This window comes from Streptomyces nodosus (assembly GCF_008704995.1).
In the GTDB taxonomy this organism is placed as follows: Bacteria; Actinomycetota; Actinomycetes; order Streptomycetales; family Streptomycetaceae; genus Streptomyces; species Streptomyces nodosus.
Map to the genome: position 1 here is coordinate 874,968 of NZ_CP023747.1, position 17,612 is coordinate 892,579.

General features: G+C 72.9%; 13 protein-coding genes. 6 read left to right on the forward strand and 7 right to left on the reverse strand.

Annotation, left to right across the window (positions count from 1 at the left end):
• Nucleotides 1-11: 11 nt before the first annotated feature.
• Nucleotides 12-2,624: a SpoIIE family protein phosphatase gene (locus tag CP978_RS03935; RefSeq protein WP_052454004.1), complete on the reverse strand. Its 2,613-nt coding sequence runs from the start codon at nucleotides 2,622-2,624 to the stop codon at nucleotides 12-14.
• Nucleotides 2,625-3,005: 381 nt separating this feature from the next.
• Here CP978_RS03935 and CP978_RS03940 point away from each other — a divergent pair, with 381 nt between their 5' ends.
• Nucleotides 3,006-3,902, forward strand: coding sequence for a serine hydrolase (locus tag CP978_RS03940; RefSeq protein WP_052454005.1), 897 nt, complete (start codon nucleotides 3,006-3,008; stop codon nucleotides 3,900-3,902).
• A 265-nt stretch (nucleotides 3,903-4,167) separates the two neighbouring features.
• On the opposite strand, the gene CP978_RS03945 is transcribed toward CP978_RS03940, so the two are convergent.
• Both CP978_RS03945 and CP978_RS34760 read right to left on the reverse strand, forming a co-directional pair.
• Nucleotides 4,168-4,647, reverse strand: coding sequence for a pyridoxamine 5'-phosphate oxidase family protein (locus CP978_RS03945; RefSeq protein ID WP_043437538.1), 480 nt, complete (start codon nucleotides 4,645-4,647; stop codon nucleotides 4,168-4,170).
• A gap of 273 nt (nucleotides 4,648-4,920) precedes the next feature.
• Nucleotides 4,921-5,412 (reverse strand): nuclear transport factor 2 family protein, encoded by a 492-nt coding sequence (locus CP978_RS34760; protein ID WP_043437539.1) that lies wholly within the window; start codon nucleotides 5,410-5,412, stop codon nucleotides 4,921-4,923.
• A gap of 151 nt (nucleotides 5,413-5,563) precedes the next feature.
• Between CP978_RS34760 and CP978_RS03960 the strand changes: the two genes are divergently transcribed.
• The 3 genes from CP978_RS03960 to tpg all read left to right on the forward strand — a co-directional run bounded on the left by CP978_RS03960 (nucleotide 5,564) and on the right by tpg (nucleotide 9,286).
• Complete coding sequence (locus CP978_RS03960) at nucleotides 5,564-6,373, forward strand: LysR family transcriptional regulator (RefSeq protein ID WP_043437541.1); 810 nt, start codon at nucleotides 5,564-5,566, stop codon at nucleotides 6,371-6,373.
• Between the two features lie 96 nt (nucleotides 6,374-6,469).
• Nucleotides 6,470-8,719 (forward strand): telomere-associated protein Tap, encoded by a 2,250-nt coding sequence (gene tap, locus CP978_RS03965; RefSeq protein ID WP_043437542.1) that lies wholly within the window; start codon nucleotides 6,470-6,472, stop codon nucleotides 8,717-8,719.
• A 9-nt stretch (nucleotides 8,720-8,728) separates the two neighbouring features.
• Nucleotides 8,729-9,286: a telomere-protecting terminal protein Tpg gene (gene tpg, locus CP978_RS03970; protein WP_043437544.1), complete on the forward strand. Its 558-nt coding sequence runs from the start codon at nucleotides 8,729-8,731 to the stop codon at nucleotides 9,284-9,286.
• Nucleotides 9,287-9,292: 6 nt separating this feature from the next.
• Here the strand turns inward: tpg and CP978_RS03975 are convergent, their stop codons facing one another.
• On the reverse strand, nucleotides 9,293-10,462 hold the full coding sequence (locus tag CP978_RS03975) for an alanine--tRNA ligase-related protein (RefSeq protein WP_043437545.1): 1,170 nt from the start codon (nucleotides 10,460-10,462) through the stop codon (nucleotides 9,293-9,295).
• 526 nt (nucleotides 10,463-10,988) lie between these two features.
• Between CP978_RS03975 and CP978_RS03980 the strand changes: the two genes are divergently transcribed.
• On the forward strand, nucleotides 10,989-11,798 hold the full coding sequence (locus tag CP978_RS03980; protein WP_174498605.1) for an SGNH/GDSL hydrolase family protein: 810 nt from the start codon (nucleotides 10,989-10,991) through the stop codon (nucleotides 11,796-11,798).
• Between the two features lie 50 nt (nucleotides 11,799-11,848).
• On the opposite strand, the gene CP978_RS34765 is transcribed toward CP978_RS03980, so the two are convergent.
• From CP978_RS34765 to CP978_RS35505, 3 genes are all read right to left on the reverse strand, one after another.
• Nucleotides 11,849-11,989 (reverse strand): hypothetical protein, encoded by a 141-nt coding sequence (locus CP978_RS34765; RefSeq protein ID WP_158508319.1) that lies wholly within the window; start codon nucleotides 11,987-11,989, stop codon nucleotides 11,849-11,851.
• Between the two features lie 242 nt (nucleotides 11,990-12,231).
• Complete coding sequence (locus CP978_RS36065) at nucleotides 12,232-16,830, reverse strand: cation-translocating P-type ATPase (protein ID WP_052454006.1); 4,599 nt, start codon at nucleotides 16,828-16,830, stop codon at nucleotides 12,232-12,234.
• A gap of 254 nt (nucleotides 16,831-17,084) precedes the next feature.
• Nucleotides 17,085-17,375 carry a hypothetical protein gene (locus CP978_RS35505; RefSeq protein ID WP_052454007.1) on the reverse strand — a complete coding sequence of 97 codons (291 nt, stop codon included), beginning with the start codon at nucleotides 17,373-17,375 and terminating at the stop codon, nucleotides 17,085-17,087.
• On the opposite strand from CP978_RS35505, the gene CP978_RS35510 reads away from it, so the two are divergent.
• Complete coding sequence (locus CP978_RS35510; protein ID WP_174498606.1) at nucleotides 17,368-17,541, forward strand: hypothetical protein; 174 nt, start codon at nucleotides 17,368-17,370, stop codon at nucleotides 17,539-17,541. The genes CP978_RS35505 and CP978_RS35510 overlap by 8 nt on opposite strands.
• Nucleotides 17,542-17,612: the final 71 nt, after the last annotated feature.

Below are 17,612 nucleotides of genomic sequence, written 5' to 3' on the forward strand. Positions count from 1 at the left end.
GCGCGGGCTCCTCACCGGTCCGCCCGGCCCTGCGCGGGACCGGGGACGGGCTGCTCGGACCAGATCACCTTGCCCTGAGGGGTGTAGCGGGTGCCCCAGCGTTCGGCGAGCTGGGCGACGAGGAAGAGCCCGCGGCCGCCCTCGTCCGTGGCCTCGGCGTACCGCAGATGCGGCGCGGTGCTGCTGCCGTCGGACACCTCGCAGATCAGTTTGCGGTCGAGCACCAGCCGGACGCCGATCGGGCCCTCCGCATGGCGCAGCGCGTTGGTGATCAGTTCGCTGAGCACGAGTTCGGTGACAAAACCGATGTCCTCCGGCAGGCCCCAGACGTCGAGCCGGTCCGCGACGGCGGTGCGTATCCGTCCCACGGCCGCGGGATCGCGGGGCACGTCCCAGCGCGCGATCCGGTCCTCCGGCACCACACGGGTGCGGGCCACCAGCAGGGCGATGTCGTCATGCGGGTTCTCGGGCAGCAGGGCGTCGAGGACGGCCCCGCAGACCTCGTCCGGCTCCCCGTCGGCACGGCTCAGAGCGCCGGCGAGCAGACCGAGGCGGTCGTCGAGGTCCCCTTCGCGGTGCTCGACCAGTCCATCGGTGTAGAGCACGATCTCGCTGCCCTCCGGTATGTCCCTGTCCATGGACTCGAAGGGCAGCCCTCCCACCCCGAGCAGGGGGCCGGCCGGCAGTTCGAGGTACTCCACCGTGCGGTCGGGGAGGACCAGCGCCGGAGGGAGATGGCCGGCCCTGGCCAGGGTGCAGCGCCGTTCGACGGGGTCGTAGACGGCGTACAGACAGCTGGCCCCGACCATCCCGCCGGGGAGGTCCGCCGTCTCCTCGTCCTCGTCGCCGTAGGTGAGTTCGTCGAGCCGGGCCAGGAGCTCGTCGGGCGGGAGGTCCAGGGAGGAGAAGTTGCGGACCGCCGTGCGCAGCCGGCCCATGGTGGCCGCGGCGTGCAGGCCCTGCCCCACCACGTCCCCCACCACCAGCGCGACCCGCGCGCCCGGCAGGGGGATCACATCGAACCAGTCCCCGCCGACGCCCTTCTGCGCGGGCAGATAGCGGTAGCCGACGTCGAGGCCGTTCTGCTCGGGCAGACCGCGCGGCAGCAGACTGCGCTGCAGGGTCACCGCCAGCGCGTGTTCCCGGGTGTAACGGCGGGCGTTGTCGATGCACACCGCGGCGCGGCCGGCCAGTTCCTCGGCCAGCTCCAGATCGTCGTCCTCGTACGGTTTGTGGCTCTCCAGGCGGTAGAAACTCGCCACTCCCAGCACGGTCCCGCGGGCGCACAGGGGGGCGGTGATCAGGGAGTGGAGTCCCCGGTCGAGGGCACGCCGGCCGCATTCGGGGGCCGTGGCGCGCCACCCGTGGGCGTTGCGCAGATCGGGCTCCAGGACGGCACGCCCCGTGGCCAGGCTCCGGGCCTCCGGGGTGTCGGGGAGGAAGCCGACCGACTCGGGCGTCCGCCCCGTCGGCTCCTCGCGGACCCCGGCGGTGGCGGTGGCGGTGGCCGTGGCGATGCGGAGCATCCGGGTGTCCGTGTCTCCCGGCTCGTCGCCGAGGATCACGGCTTCGGCGAGGTCGACGGTGACACAGTCGGCGAACGGCGGAACCGCCACCTCCGCCAGTTCCTGGGCGGTCCGGGTCACATCGAGGGTGGTCCCGATGGACACACTGGCGTCGTACAGCACGCTCAGGCGCTCCCTGGCCGCCTCGGCCTTGCCGGAGAGCGTCTGGAGCTCGGTGGAGTCGCGTAGCGTCGCGACGCTTCCCGCGGGGAGCCCGTACCGGTCGAGGGGCCGCTGGTTGACGGCCAGCACCCGGCTCCCCGCCAGGTGCAGCTCGTCGACGGCCTCCCGGCCGGAGGCCAGCAGCTCGGCGATCGGCGGCGCCAGGCGGAGCTCGTCCACCGGGCGTCCCCGGGCGGTGGAAGGCAGTTCGAGCAGCCGCTGCGCCTCGTCGTTGACCAGCAGCAGGCGATGGCTCGCGTCGATGATGACGACGCCCTCCCGCACCGCGTGCAGCACCGCGTCATGGTGCTCGTAGAGGCGGGTGATCTCGTCCGGGCCCAGGCCGTGGGTCTGCCGCAGCAGCCTTCTGCTGACCAGTGCCGCGCCCGCGGTGGTGACGGCGACGGCTCCGGCGGTGATGCCCAGCACGTCCGGGAGTCCCCGGGCGGCGATGCCGTAGGTGCTCTTCTCCGTGACGCCGGCGCTGACGGCGCCGACGACGGTGCCCCTGGCGTTCTCGACGGGCACGAAGGCCCGGTACTGGGAGCCGTGGGAACCCGCGGCCCGTTCGGTCACCGTGCGCCCGGCCAGCAGGGGGAGCAGATGGTCGGCCCGGCCCGGCAGGGTGAGCGGGGAGCGGAGTGCCTGGCGGTTCACCGCGGTGAGGAAGTCGACCCCCGAGCCGTGCCGGGCCGCCGCCTCCTCCGGCCCCAGCACCGTGGCGGGATCACGGCCCTCCAGCGCCTTGACGATCCCGGGGGCGTGGGCGAACCCCTCGGCGACGGCGAGTGACCGCTGGGTGGCCGCACGCGCGCCCTCGCGCTGCACCGCCAGCACCAGCAGAATGCCCGCCACGGCCGCCAGCAGCAGGACGACCACAAGCTGCAATACGAACATTTGTCCGACGACACTCCGGACACTCACGATCGACCGCAGGCCTCCGCGCCGACGACGTGGGGCCTTGCCACCCGAGAGAAAGGCTCCCGACGGGAGCCCGATCCGCCCTGTACGCCCTGGCATGTGTCCTTTGTACCGCGACTGCCTCCCCGGCGACCATCCGGAGCACCCCACCACCCCCGTTCCGGACCCGGAGGCCCGCCACCCCGCGGCACCGACGACTCCTTGTGGCGGCAGTCACCTTCCGGACCTGTGGGCTTGCACACAATCCGGCCGGGAAAGCGCCCTCAGTGACGGCGGTCACTCCGAAATCCGGGCGGTTTGTCTACCTTCGCAAGCCACTGCCCGCTTACCCATGAATTGCCGAGGGCCTGCTCTTCCATGCCGTACCGCTCCTTCCCCCTGCCCCACGCGAAGACCCCGACAAAGTCCGCGACAGGGCGCCGGCGCCGGTTCGCCCTGGCCGGTGCCGGGGTGCTGCTGGCATCGGCGACGGCGCTGGTGTCCTCCGGCCCGCTCCCCGCGATCCCGGCGGCCGCGGTCACGGCGGCGTCCCGGGACGCCGCCGTCCCGCCCGGCTCCGCCGCCCCGGTGGTACCGCTGAACAAGGCCAGGGTCACGGCCGCGGTGCTCGACCTGGACGGCACCGGCCTCCGGCCCACGCTGTACGGGGACGACACCCCCTATGACACCGCGAGCATCATCAAGGTCGACATCCTCGCGGCGCTGCTGCTCCAGGCGCAGGACGCGGGACGGCCTCTGGACGCGACCCAGGGGACCCTCGCCCGGGCGATGATCGAGCACAGCGACAACGCCGCGGCGAACGCCCTGTGGCGGCAGATCGGCCTGGCTCCGGGACTGGAGGCGGCGAACAAGCGGCTGGGACTGACGTCGACCAAGGGCGGCCCCGGCTTTCTGTGGGGGCTGACCCGGACGACGGCGAGCGACCAGATCCGGCTGCTGCGCGCGGTGTTCGGCCCCGGCCCCACGGCACTGGACAAGACCTCCCGCTCCGCCATCCGGACGCTGATGACCCATATCGCCGACGACCAGTCCTGGGGCGTCTCGGCGGCCGGCTCCGGATGGGCGCTGAAGAACGGCTGGCTGGAGCGGACGGCGACCGGGCTGTGGGACATCAACAGCATCGGACAGGTCACGATGAACGGACACCGTTATCTGGTGGCGGTCCTCTCGGACGGCAACACCTCGATGAACGACGGCATCTCACTGGTGGAGCGCACCGCCCGGACCGCAGTGTCCGCGGCCTCCGCCCGGTGACCCGGCGCCCTCGGACGCGGCGAGGACCGGACATCCCGCGCTTCGGCCTCGGCGCCGCGACGGGCGCACACGCAAGGTGGCCCGCCCCGGATCGGGGCGGGCCACCTGTTCGAGCGCCGGGCAGGCCTTGCACCTGCATCTCCCCGCAGGAAGCGGGACGTCTTTCCTTGGACCACCAACGCGTTGCTGAACACCGGGAGTTGTGGCGACCAGCTCAAGATCTACTATAGCAGCGCACGGCACGCCGGAAGGTCCGCGGGCACCGTCACGGCCCTGACGGCCACTCGTCCAGCCACGTCCCGTCGCGCATGATGACCCTGCCGCGCAGTTCCGGCTCGCCACGCCAGGCGCGCACACTCTTCGGCACCACACGCACATACAAGAAGGAACCCTCCTCCGCGCGCGGGTCCCACCCGAACCTGGCGGCGAACGCCTCCGCCGCGTCCGCGGGCACATCCCGGTCCAGGAACCACTCCGCCTCACCCTGGAGAAGCACCACATCGAAGGTGTCCGGCAGCGCCAGGCGCACGCGCGGCTCCTCGCGGATGTTCCGCGCGGTCGCGGACGTGGCGCCGGTGCACATCCACACCGCTCGCCCGTCCCACAGGAACCACAGCGGCACCTGGTGCGGCCCATGATCAGGATGCGCTGTCGACACCCATATGTCCCGCTCGGTGACGAGCCGTTCCAGAGTGTCGCGCCTGCGCTCCGCCGCCGGGCGGCGAACGATCCCCGTGCTCTGCATGAGCGCCGACCTTTGAGGTCGCGCGGATAGATGGGGCGGCGTCGCCGGGCCGGGCACGCACATCTGCGGCGTTGTCGTCAATCACCATGGCTCCGCCATGCCTCAATCCTCCGCCTTGCAGCTGCACGCACCCGGCCCCGCTCCTTCCTCCACCCCACCTATCCGCGCGACCTCTTAGCCAGTGGGCTCACGGCGCGCATGAGGCGGAAGGCCTACGGCCGACGACCGATGAACCCCTCGGCCCAGGCCGGCATGGCGCCGGGTACGCCGTCGTCACGCCCCGGGGAGGACCAGCGGCATGTCCAGCAGCACGCGGTGGTGCACGATCTTCCAGACACCGTCGATGTGCCGCAGGTCGGTGTCGTAGTACCCGGATTCGATGGGCGTCACGGTGCCCTGAGCACCGAAGGTCCCCTCCGGCCAACCATCGGCGGGCCGGGCGGCGGCCCGGATCCGGAAGACGATGAACTGGGCGTTGATGTGGGCACGGTCGCCGTCCACCTCGATGAGATGATCGCTGGTCGTGTGGTGACTCGCCCCTCCTTCCGGGTGCGGTGCCATGAAGTTCTCGGTGGCGTACCGCACCGCAGGGCCGCCGACCAGCGGCTCGCCGACGGGCCGATAGCCGCCGGATCCGCCCTTGGCGTAGATCTGCACGGTCGCGTCGTCGGTGAACAAGGACCCCTGGGCCTTGCCGTTCCGCTGGTCCGCCGCGCGGACATAGTGGGCCAGGATCTCTTGGACCTGACGCTCGTCGCTGCTCATCGCATAGCTCCCCATCGTCGTCTGCTTCGGTCTCCTGCGCGGGATGTCGCACCCTCGAGGCTGTGGGACACCCCCGCTGCGGTTCCCAGTGGACCAGCAGGCCTGGGGAAGGAGCCATGATGCTTCCGGCATGCAGCGATACCCTGAAGGTATGGATCGGCTGGAAACCCGCGAGCTCGAGTACGTCGTCGCCGTGGCCGAGGAGCTGCACTTCAGCCGCGCGGCGGAACGCCTGGGCATCGCCCAGCCACCCCTGTCCAGGGCCATCGCCCGGCTGGAACGCCGCATGGGAGTTCGCCTCTTCGAGCGCAGCTCCCGACGGGTGGAACTCACCCCGGCCGGCGGTGCGTTCCTCGACGAGTGCCGCCGACTGCTCCAGCAGCTGGACGCCGCCGTCCACCGCACACAGCAGGCGGCCGGCCCCACCCGGCTCGTCGTGGCGGTCCGCCCCGGCGGCGGCTCCGGACTGCTCACACAGCTGGTGAGGTCCCATGACGGCATCGCACCCGAATTCACCTTCACCCACGACCAGGTGGGTGCCTTGCGTGACGGCTCGGCCGATGTCGCGCTGGTCTGCCTCGACAGCGACGACCTGACGGGCCTGTGCACCGTCGAAGTGGGGAAGGAGCACCCGGTCGCCCTGCTCCCCGGGGGCCACCCGCTGGCCCGTCGCCAGGCGGTGACCACCATCGAGCTCCGCCAGGACTCCACCTACCGGGAGCAGTGTCCGCCGGTGGGCCTGGACGAGATCCTCGACCGCGTGGCGCTCGGCCGGCTTGTCACCGTCGTGGGCTCGGCCGTGGTCGGCCGCCTCCCGCAGGAAGTAGCCGCCGTCGCGGTGCTGGACCTGCCTGCGACGACACTGGCCGTCGCCTGGCCCCAGCACATGCGGCGCCCCGAGGTCGCCGCCTTCGCCCGCACGGCCCGACGTCTGTGCGCGGACCCCGGCATCACCCCCTGAACCCCACCTGACCTGCACGTTTCGTACGCGGCCCGTACGGTGGAAGTGCGCGATCCGTACGGTTCACCGAGTATGGTGTCGGCCGGGAGGTGCTTCATGTCCGAGCTGTTCGACGCGGTCGATGCGCTGGTCTCGTCCCGCGCTCCCCTGCCCTCGGCGCCGGAGCGCAAGCGGCTGCGTCAGGCGCACGGCCTGACGCTGGACGAGGTGGCCACCGCGCTGAAGGTGCGGAGGGCCACGGTGTCCGGCTGGGAGTCCAGCAAGACCCGGACCGAGCCGCGCGGCCCGGAGCGTGAGGCGTACGCGCGACTGCTCAAGCAGCTCGCGGAGCTCTATCCGGCACCCCCGACGACGTCGGAGTCGGCGGCTGAGACGGCCGCTGAGACGACGCCGGACACGATCACCGCCCGGCCGCCGGCTCCGACCGAGACCGCCGCCCTGCCCACAGACCCGGCCTCCGAAGCTGCGGCTACGGCTACACACGAGAACACCCGGACCGCCCCCGCTCCCGTTACCCCTGCCGAGCAGCCCGCGCCGCGTTCGGCGCGGGCCGTCAGAGGTACGGCGACATCGCGTCGCCCGAGTGCTCCGAAGGCGGCCCCGGGCGGCACCGATCCGCGCTTCGAGAACGGGCCGCTCGCGGTCGTCGATGTCGACACGGACGGGCAGATGCTGGCGTACTGCCCCGGCGGCCTGGTCCTGGACGTGCCCGCCAAGTCCGTCCCGGCCCTGGTGGACTGGACGCTGCGCGAGGCGAGGCTCGGTCAGCCGAAGCTGTCCGGTCCCGGCAAGGACGCCGACCCGCTGCTCGTCCTGACCGAGGCCGCGTTGGAGCGCTACGGACTGCCGGTCGCCCTGACGGACGAGGAGCGGCTCGCCGGGCGGATCCCGGAGGGCCACAAGGTCGTCAAGCAACTGGCGCGTGCCGACTGGAAGCTGACGAAGCGTGGGTTCGGGCCGTGGGCGCGGATCTACCGCCCCGCCACGGGTTCGGAGCGGGCCTGCGTGCAGCTGTGCATCCCGTCGTGGCACGCACTGGACTCCCGGCACTGGGGCGAGGCCGGGCAGCTCCCGCCAGCCGAACTTGCCCGACTGCTGGGCGTGTACGCGTCCAGGGTGATGACGCCGCGCGGGTCGACCGCGGTGACCGGCCTGGAGCTGATGACCGCGCTGCATCCGCCGACCCGCGCCTCCGAGCCCGACGCCGAAGGACGTCGGCACTCCGAGCACAACCCCGGCTCACTGGGCAAGGACCCGGTGGACTGCGCGCCGTGCGAGGCCCCGGACGGGCACCCGCTGCTCAAGGATCTGCCGCGGTTCCACGTGCGCGGCCCGGCGGAGAAGCTGTTCGAGGAGGCGTACGACTGGGCGCGGCCGATGACGGACGCCGAGTGCATGCTGCGGCACCTGGTCGGCATCGATGTGAACATGGCCTTCGCCGCCGGCGCCAACGGTCTGGTCGTCGGCCTCGGTGCGCCGACGCATGTCAAGGCGCCGGTGTTCGATGCGAAGCTGCCCGGCTCATGGCTGGTCGACCTGTCCCATGTCGATCTGTCCCGGGTGAAGGTCGGCAAGGACCGGTGGGCGGACCTGGACGCCGGTCTGCTGCCCAGCCCGTTCACACCGAAGGGCGAGCGCCCCGACGGCCCGGCCTGGTACGCGACGCCGACCGTGGCGTACGCGGTGGAGCTGGGCTACGCGGTGCGGCCGGTCGAGGCGTGGGTGCGCCACGAGAACGGCCGCTACCTGGACGGCTGGTACAACCGGCTCCGTGACGCCTACCTCGCCACGATGGCCGACCTCGGCGTGGACGCGGACCTGTCGCCGGCCGGCTTCCTGGCGGCGATGGACGGCTACAAGGAGCGCGACCCTCAGCTGGCGATCGTCGCCTCGGCGATCAAGGCGACGGTCAAGGGCGGCCTGGGCAAGCTGCGCGAGCGGCCCCGGGGCGAGGGCTGGAGGCCGGGCGAGCCGTGGCGGGCGCTGTCCCGGCCGACCTGGCGGCCGGACATCCGCGCGGCGGTCATCTCCCGCACCCGGATCAACCTGCACCGGAAGATCGTCAAGCATGCGGCATTCACCGGGCGGTATCCGGTCGCGATCCTGTCCGACTGCGTCGTGTACGCGGCTGACGGGACATCGCCGCTGGACTTCCTGCCCTACCGGGACGGAAAGCCGCTGCCCGGCGGCTTCAAACTCGGCGTCAACCCGGGCCTGGTCAAGCACGAGGGCACCCAGACCGTCCTGTGGGGCGAAGAGGTCCGCGAGCGGTTCGACGCCCCGGAGCTCAACCTCGCCCGCTACATCAAGGACGGCACCGTCACCGACGTCGACAACGGAGAGTAGGGGAGGGCGATGAGCCTGTTCGACGACGGCCTGGACGCCGCGGTGCAGAAGGCCTTCACCCGCCCGGCGCCCAAGAGCGCGCCCGCGCAGATGCGCTACCTGGTCAAGCAGCTCAAGAGCACCAAGGCCGTCGCCCAGATGCTGCGGATCTCCCAGCGCACCGTCGAACGGTATGTGAAGGACCAGATCACGAAGCCCCGCCCGGACCTCGCCGCCCGCCTGGAGCGCGAGGTGAAGAAGCGATGGCAGCCGCAGATCCGCGCCAAGGCCCGCCGGAAGGCGGCCACCACCGACGGCATCGTCATCGACACCCGCGCCCGCATCGGTTACACCGCGCCGATCGGATCGACCGACGAGGCCCGGCTCCGGCACCTCACGGTGGCGTTGCCGCCGCAGTACGCCGCCCGTCTCTTCGACGCCCAGCAGCAGGGCGCCCCCGAGCAGCGACTGCGGGAGATCGCGGCCGAAGCGCTCAAGGAGGTCTACTTCCAGGACGGCGGCCGCCGCGCCGGCGCCCTGGAAGAAGTCCGGTTCACGGACATCGAGCACCTGGAGTTCGACCTGTAGCAGCCGTCACCGCGGCGGCCTCAGGCTCAGGACGAGATCGCGCGGCAGACCGTGGGTGTCATGGAGGTAGTGGAAGTCCTCCTCGCTGAGCGGGCCGCGGAACCGGGGGCGGGACAGCACCAGCCGGCCGCGCTCCAGGAGGCGGCCGAAGCGGCGCTCCTCGTCGAGCAGCACCTGGCGCACCAGGTCCGGATCCATGTCCTGGCGGAAGTGGTCCAGGGTGTGCCGCACCAGTTCGTCGGGCAGGTCGCCGAGTCCGCGCTGCTGGTCGTCCCGGCGGAGCACGGTCAGCACCCGGCGCACCAGGCGGCGCAGCACATAGCCGCGGCCGGTGTTGGACGGTCGCACGCCGTCGCCGATGACGACGACGGCCGAGCGCAGGTGGTCGCAGACCAGGCGCAGCGACGGTTCGTCCAGCTGCCACAGGGTCGGGACGAGCCGGCGCCAGGGGTCGAAGACATCGCACTCGAAGACCGACGACCGGCCCTGCAGCAGTGAGGACAGCCGCTCCAGCCCGAGTCCGGTGTCGATGTTGCGCTGCGGGAGCGGGACGAGGGTGCCGTCGTCGAGCCGCCGGTGGCGCATCATCACGTGGTTCCACACCTCCACCCAGCGGTCGTCCCGCGTGGGCGTGGACTGCGGCGGGGTCTCGCCGGTCCACAGAAAGATCTCCGAGTCCGGACCGCACGGGCCGGTCGGTCCGTTGGACCACCAGTTGTCGTCGACGGTGAGCTCGACCGGCACCCCGCGGTCCTGCCACAGCTCCAGCGAGCCGGTGTCCGGGCCGACCTGTTCGTCCCCGCCGAAGACGGTGGCATGGAGCAGGCCCGGATCGATGCCGAACCCGTCGGTGAGCAGTCCGTAGCCCCAGTCGAGGCTCTGCGGGCCCTCGTAGTCGCCGAGCGACCATGTGCCGAGCATCTCGAAGACGGTCAGATGGGTGCGGTCGCCGACCTCGTCGAGGTCCGTGGTGCGCAGACAGCGCTGTACATTGACCAGCCGTCTGCCCAGCGGATGGGGACGCCCCTCCAGATGAGGGGTCAGCGGGTGCATGCCCGAGGTGGTGAACAGCACCGGGTCGCCGGGTGGGGGCAGCAGGGTCGAGCCGGTGATCCGGCGGTGGCCGCGCTCCTCGAAGTATTCGATGAAGGTGCGGACGGTTTGCTCGGTGTTCATGGGGTGGCTCCTTCGCGGGCTCAGCGGGGAGGCACCGGAAAGCAGTCCACACGGTCATCGGATCCGGGGCGGGAACGCCAGGGAACCACCGGCGGGCCGTTTCCGGTCGCCGGTGGAAGCAGGACGTACGTCAGGCGGCGGCAACCGGCGAGCTGGTCGCTCGCGCGGTCGCGGTGGTGCTTCGGCCTGTGACGTTCATGGGTCGAGGATAAGCCGTCCGGTGACCCCGTGGCACGTGATTTGAAGCCGCCCGGATGTCGGGGGAACCGCAGGTCCCTTCCCGCACAGGTCCCTTCCCTCGGTACCCACCGAGGCTCCTCGTGAGTGCCGCCGGAGGAGTGACGGCTGTCCGGGTGACATCCGCGGGAAGCCGACGCACCGCCAGGGCCCCCTGGGCGCGGGGCACATGGCCCTCTCCTGCGGGGCGCTCCGGTGGCGGGCACGTCCCCGGACATCCCTCAACACGGCCGGGCGCGGGGGCAGCGCCATGCCGTCGCGGGCGGACGGGCCATGGTAAGCGAGGTCTATGAGACAGCCCCGAATCGCGGCACGTGTGTCCTCGCTCCTCCTCGCCGCCGCCTGCACCTTCACCGGTTCCGCCCTCGCGCACGCGGTACCGCAGGAGGCCGCCACCGGCTATGTGGCCCTCGGCGACTCCTACTCCTCCGGGGTCGGAGCCGGCGGCTACCTCTCGTCCGCCGGCAGCTGCCGGCGCAGCAGCAGGTCCTATCCCGCCCTGTGGGCCGCGGCCCATACGCGTTCCTCGTTCAGCTTCACCGCGTGCAACGGCGCACGCACCAGCGATGTCCTGGCCGACCAGCTCGGCCCGCTCAACCGGCGCACCGGCCTGGTCAGCATCACCGTCGGCGGCAGCGACTCCGGCTTCTCCGGGGTCATGACGACCTGTGTGCTGCGCGGCGCCGGCGCCTGTGTGTCCGCGACCGCCGGGGCACGCTCCTACATGGACCGGACCCTCCCGGGCGACCTGGACCGTCTCTACCGGACCATCAGGAGGAAGGCCCCGGCCGCCCATGTGGTGGTTCTCGGCTATCCGCACCTGTACAAGCGTCCCGGCGGCTGTACGTCCGGCCTCCCGGACAGTTCCCGGTCCGCGATCAACAACACGGTGGACCACCTCAACACGGTGACCGCCAAGCGCGCCGCCGACCACGGGTTCACCTTCGCCGACGTCAGGCCGGCCTTCTCCGGGCACGAGATCTGCTCCGCCGCCCCGTGGCTGCACAGCGTCACCGTGCTGGCCCTCACCGAGTCGTACCACCCCACGGCGCTCGGGCAGTCCCGCGGCTATCTCCCGGTCTTCACCCGCGCGGCCTGATCCGGACCGGCGGCTCGTACGGCGGACGGCCGCCGCGCCCCCTCGCACCGTCACCGGGGAGGGGGCGCGGCGTCGAAGCCGTACGCGCGGTAGGTGGCGTTCGCGCCGTCCATGCCGGCGCGGGCGGCGGGGGCCGAGGTCAGCAGCACGGCGGCCAGGGCCGCCAGAAGGATGAGAAAGCGCGTGCGCATGGCGGTGGACTCCTCGTGGGCGTGGGGGGGGGATCGGCGAGGCACAGGTCGATCCGGAGAGGCAGGGCCCAGGAACGGCCCAGCCCGCGACCGGCGCTCACCGGACTGCTTGTGATGGTCTCAGGACGAGCCGCCGCTCATGGCTGTGCACGCATATGATCACCCCAACGGCTGCTCCGGCTTCGCGCCCTCGCCGGAACTGTGCTGTCCGGGCAGGGCGGAAGCCGCAGTCCCGGCCACCGTCAGGAAGGTGCCAGCAGGTCGAAGTCGGGGCGCAGGATGCCGAGCCGGGACAGCGTCCCGCTGAGCCAGCCGGTGGGGAGCGCGGCGAGCACGCCCGCGGCCGAGGACGGCGAGTCGGCCTCCCCGGCTTTCCCGGTTCCGTCCGCCTGCTCGGTGGCGGCGGACAACCAGCCGGTGCTCGCCAGACGGCAGGAGAGCGGCTCCAGCGCCGAGTGGAGCAGGGTCGCGGTGGCGATGGCGGCCAGCGCGATACCCCAGGCGACGGGGCCGAGCGGGGTGGATCCGAAGAACTGGCTGATGCCCGGGGTCTGGATGATCCCGGCCAGCACCACGGCCGAGCCGACGGTGGAGAGGAGCACCTGGCGGCCGGTGCCGCCGCTGGTGAGCGTCTGGGCGAGCTGGGTGCCGACCACGGCGGCCAGCGCCACCGTACCGGCTCGGCGTCGAGTGCCGGTGAAGCGGGCGGCCGTCCAGGCCAGTCCCGCACCGAGCGCGGTGGTCAGACCGCGCTGGAGCATCTCCTGGGTGAGCGCGGTGCCCAGCGACTGGTGGGGGCCTTCCTCCAGCAGGTGTTCCCCGGTGCTCTCGGCCGGGGTGCGGACGGCGATGGACAGTGCGGGGGCGAGGTCGGTGAGCAGGTTGACCAGCATGATCTGGCGGGCGCTCAGCGGTGAGCTGCCGGCCAGCGCGGAGGCCAGCACGCTGAAGGTGACCTCACCGAGGTTGCCGCCAATCAGGATGGCCAGCGCGGTACGCACCGAGGTCCACATCGCCCGGCCCTCGGTCAGGGCGGTGACGATCGTCTCCAGGCGGTCGTCACCGATGACCAGATCGGCCGCGGCGGTGGCCGCGGGGGTGCCGCGGCGTCCCAGGGCGATGCCGACGTCGGCGAGCCGGATGGCGGGGGCGTCGTTGGCGCCGTCGCCGGTCATCGCCACGACCCGCCCGAGACGCCGGTACGCCTTGACGATCCGGACCTTGTGGTGGGGGGTGCACCGGGCGATGACGTCCACCTTCGGAAGCAGGGCGTCCAGTGCGTCGTCGTCGAGTTCGTCCAGCTCCGGCCCGGTGCACACGGTCTGTTCGGGGTCACCGGTGACGGAGGCGGCGATGGCCTCGGCGGTCGCCGCGTGGTCCCCGGTGAGCAGCACCGTGTGCACCCCGGCCGCGCGCAGCCGGGCGGTGGCGGGTGCCGCTCCCGGGCGCACCGGGTCGGCGAGGACGACGAATCCGCTGAAGACCAGGTCGCGCACCGCGTCGCCGGACAGCTCCTCGTCCGGCCGCATGGGCCGTTCGGCCACCGCGAGCACCCGGCGGCCGGCGCCCGCCAGTTCCTCGGTGGCCGCGGTGAGGATCTGACGGCCGGCGTCGTCGAGCGCGATGTCCGTCCCGTTCACCCGTCTGCTCCGGCAGCGGGCCAGCACGACCTCGGGGGCTCCCTTGACGCTCAGCAGGGTGGCGCCCGCGGAGCGGCCCGTGGTGGCGTGGTAGGCGCGGGAGGAGTCGAAGGGCAGGGTGTCGGTGCGTCGCCAGCGGGGCGCACCGCGGGTCACGAACACCCGCGCCTGCCGCGCGCCCGCGTCCACGGCGCGGTCGGTCTGATGGGCCATCGGTTCGGACTGCCGGGCGGCGGGCGTGGCCCGTAGCGCGGCGGCCAGGACCGCCTTGTGCGGCAGTCCGAGCCGGTCGACGGGATCGGTGCGGTCCCCGTCGCTGACGGCGACGAGCCGGAGGTCGCCCTCGGTGAGGGTGCCGGTCTTGTCGAAGCAGAGCACATCGGCCCGGCCCAGCGCCTCGATGGTGCGGGGATTGCGCACCAGCGCGCCGTGTTCGGCCAGGCGACGGGCGGAGGCCAGTTGGGCCGCGTTGACCAGGAACGGCAGACCTTCGGGTACCGAGGCGACCGCCAGGTTGACCGCCGAGGCCAGGCTCTCGGCGAGCGGGCGCCCGTGCAGCAGACCGGCCCCGGCGACCGCGGCCGCGGAGGCCGTCGCCACCGGCAGGCTGGCCCGGGTCAGCGACGACAGCCGCGCCTCGACGCCGGTCACCGGTGCCGCCTCCCGCGCGGTGGCCATGGTGCGCCCGACCTCGGTCGCCGCTCCGGTGGCCACGACCACGGCGACCGCTTCGCCGGTGGAGACGGTGGTGCCCTCGTAGAGCATCGAGCGGCGGTCGGTGAGATGGGAGGCGACCACGGGGGCCGGGTCCTTGGCCACCGGCAGGGACTCCCCGGTCAGCGAGGACTCGTCGGTCTCCAGTCCCTCGGCCTCCAGCAGCCGGCAGTCGGCGGGCACCACGTCCTCGGGCCGCAGCAGGACGACATCGCCGGGCACCAGGTCCTCGGCGGTGACCAGCCGCTCGCGGCCCCCGCGCCGTACCCGTGCGCCGACTGCGGAGCGGGCGGTCAGCTCGGCGAGGGCGCGCTCGGTCCGCACCCGTTGGAAGCCGCCGACCAGCGCCGAGGTGGCCGTGATGGAGGCGACCAGCACGGCGTCCGCACGGGAGCCCACGGCGGCGGCCAGCGCCGCCCCTCCGGCCAGCACCGGTGTCAGCGGATTGGCGAGTTCCTCGACGAACGCGGAGGGCAGGGTGGTGCGGGGCAGCACGCCCGTCGGCGAGGCTCCTCGGGCGCGCGCCGCGGCCTCTTCGGAGGAGAGGCCCTCCGGTCCGGAGCGCAGCCGGTCCAGCACCCGCTCGGGGGGCATCAGATGCCAGGGCACGGTCTCCACGGACGGGGTGACGGGGCGTGAGTAGAGCTGCCGGGCGCGCCAGACCCCCAGGCCGAAGGCGATCCCGCCGGCGGTGTTGCAGGCGGCCTGTCCGCGGGAGCATGCCTCGCCCGCGGGTGCCCGCATCGCCGCGACCGCGCCGATCCCGCTGCCGCTCGCGGAGAGCACCGCGCTGTCGCGGTCGACCTGACGGGCCACGCCGACCCCGGTCAGGATCAGTGCGACCGAGTCCAGGTCCGTGCCGACCAGCAGATGGGCGCCCCAGGCGGGCGGTTCCCCCTCCCGGTGGACCCCGATGCCGCAGTCGGAGGCCCCCAGCGCACGGCGGTTCCCCGACACCAGCAGCACCACCGCGCCGTCCGCCTGCAAGGCGCGTACCGACGCCACCAGATGGCCGCCCGCGGGCACCATCGCGTCGACGAAGCCGAGCTCCGGATAGGGCTGGTCGCTGGCGAGCACCACCCGGATCCCGGAACGGCGGGCCGCCGCCGCGAGGGCCTGCGCGCCCGGGAGGGTCTGCGCCACCACGCCGGCCACGGCCACCAGGCGCCGCCGGAAGGCCAGGCCCAGCACCCGTTCGCCGCCCCGGCGCCGCAGCCGCTCGGCGGCCCCCCGTCCGGTGCGGCCGGTCACGTCCAGGTTCTCCAGCGGGCCGAGTGCCCAGCCGTCGTCGTCGCGCCGCACCTGCCAGGGCGCGGCCGGGTCGAACAGGCCGAAGAGCCGGTCGGCGACCTGGTCGGACTCGGCGCCGCCGAGCAGTGTCACCTCGGCCAGTTCGTGCCGGCCGCTGCGCAGCACCCCCTCGTCCAGCAGCACGGTGTCCACCTGGCCGAGGCGGCGCAGTGCGCTGTTGTCCATGACGACGACCCCGCGCAGCGCGAGAAACCGGCCGAGGCTGGTAGCGAAGCCCTCCCGTCCGGCCTCCGGTGCCTTCGGCATGCTGGACAGCGCCACCGCGAGCGCCCGCCGCGGCCCGGCGTACGGGGTGGTCAGGGCGCCGATCGCGGCGCCGGTCCCCATGGCCCGTTCGGCGTAGCGCGTCGCCACGTCCCGGTGCCCCTTGGGGCGTTCCACCACGATCGGTTCGGCCTCCGCGTCCTGCGGCCCCCGCACCAGTCGCGGCTCCGCCTCCGCCCATGTCTGGAGGGCCGCGCCGGTCTCCCGCCACTGGGCGAGGCGCTGGGTGACATCGAGGACCAGTCCGCCACCGCGGGTGGCCACGCCCTGGACGAAGGCATTGAGCACCGGCACCATCGACGCCGGGCGCGCGGGACCGGCAAGGCCGGTCAGCACGATGTTGCGCAGCCCCGGATGGTATTGGACCGCCGTGGCCAGCGCGCCCGCCTCGGCGGGCAGGGGCGTCCACGGCGACAGACGCGTGCCCACGGTGAGCAGCAGTCCGCCGATGTCCGCCATCAGGGCCGGAAGGGCCGTCCGCCGGCGCAGCCCCTGGCTCGGATGGTGCGGCTCGGGGCACCAGGGGCCGGACATGCCCGGTTCGTCGGTGGCGGTGGCCCCGTGGGACTCCGCGCGGGCGACGATCCGGAGCAGCTCCCGCTGCGGTGGTGGCGGGGAGGCCAGCTCCACGACGACACGCTCCGCGGGAGCGTTCACCCGCGCCCACAGCACACCCGGATGCTCCTCAAGTGCGCGTTCGACGGTGCGGCCGACCTCCGTCCCGCGGGGGCCGCGCACCCCTCGCACCTCGATGTGGCAGCGGCCCGGGCGGGACCACACCTCCCGACGTTCGCCACGCAGCAGTGCGGTGGCCGAGTCCACGATGCCCCGCGCGCCGGCGGCCACCTCGCCGGCCAGTCCCTCGGTCAGCGGTGTCGGCAACGGCAGACGTACCCCGGACAGCAGCGACATCCGATTTCCACCTCCGGAGCAGTTCTGTTCCGCATCGTTCGCGATCATCTTGACCCGCTCCGGAGCCGCCCGCCCGACGGGTTGATCCGAACGGCTGCCTGGCTCGCAGGCCCCGGAAGCCGCGGGTAGCTTGGGCCCAGTGGCCCGGCAGGCGGCGTTCGCGACGAGGCGGACGTCACCCGGTGGGTCGCTGGTTGGGGGGTGAAGTCCCGGACCCATGAACGGATGTGAACCGTGAGCACGCCGAAGACCGCTCAACAACGCCCGGCCACGCGGAGCACGAAGACCTCACGCTCCGCCCCCAAGGTGAAGGCGACGCAGCGGCCCCGCTCCGGGCCGACCACCAAGGCGCCCACCACGAAGGCGCCCACCACAAGGGCCCCGAAGGCCCCGGCCGCGAAGGCCCCAGTGGCGAAGACATCGACCGCGACGACGCCGAAGAAGGACTCCCCCGCGACAGGCCACCGTACGATCACCATCGCCGTCCCGCCGTTGGCCCAGGCGGCGGACCTGGTGGTCGAGGTCGCGTCGCTGCCGATGAACACCGCTCGTCGTCTGCTGCCCGCCAAGGGCGGTCTGCCGCTGTACGCCGGCCTCGGCGCGCTGGCCGTGCTCGGCGCCCTGGAGTGGCCGGTGGCGATGGGCGTCGGCATCGGCTACGCCGTCCTGAGGCACCGCGGGCCGCTCGCGCCACCCACCGAGAAGAGGTGAGCGGGGCCCGGCACGCTGCGCGACCCGGGCCCCGCGGGTCCGTGGCCGCCGTCAGGTCCTCCGACGGCGGC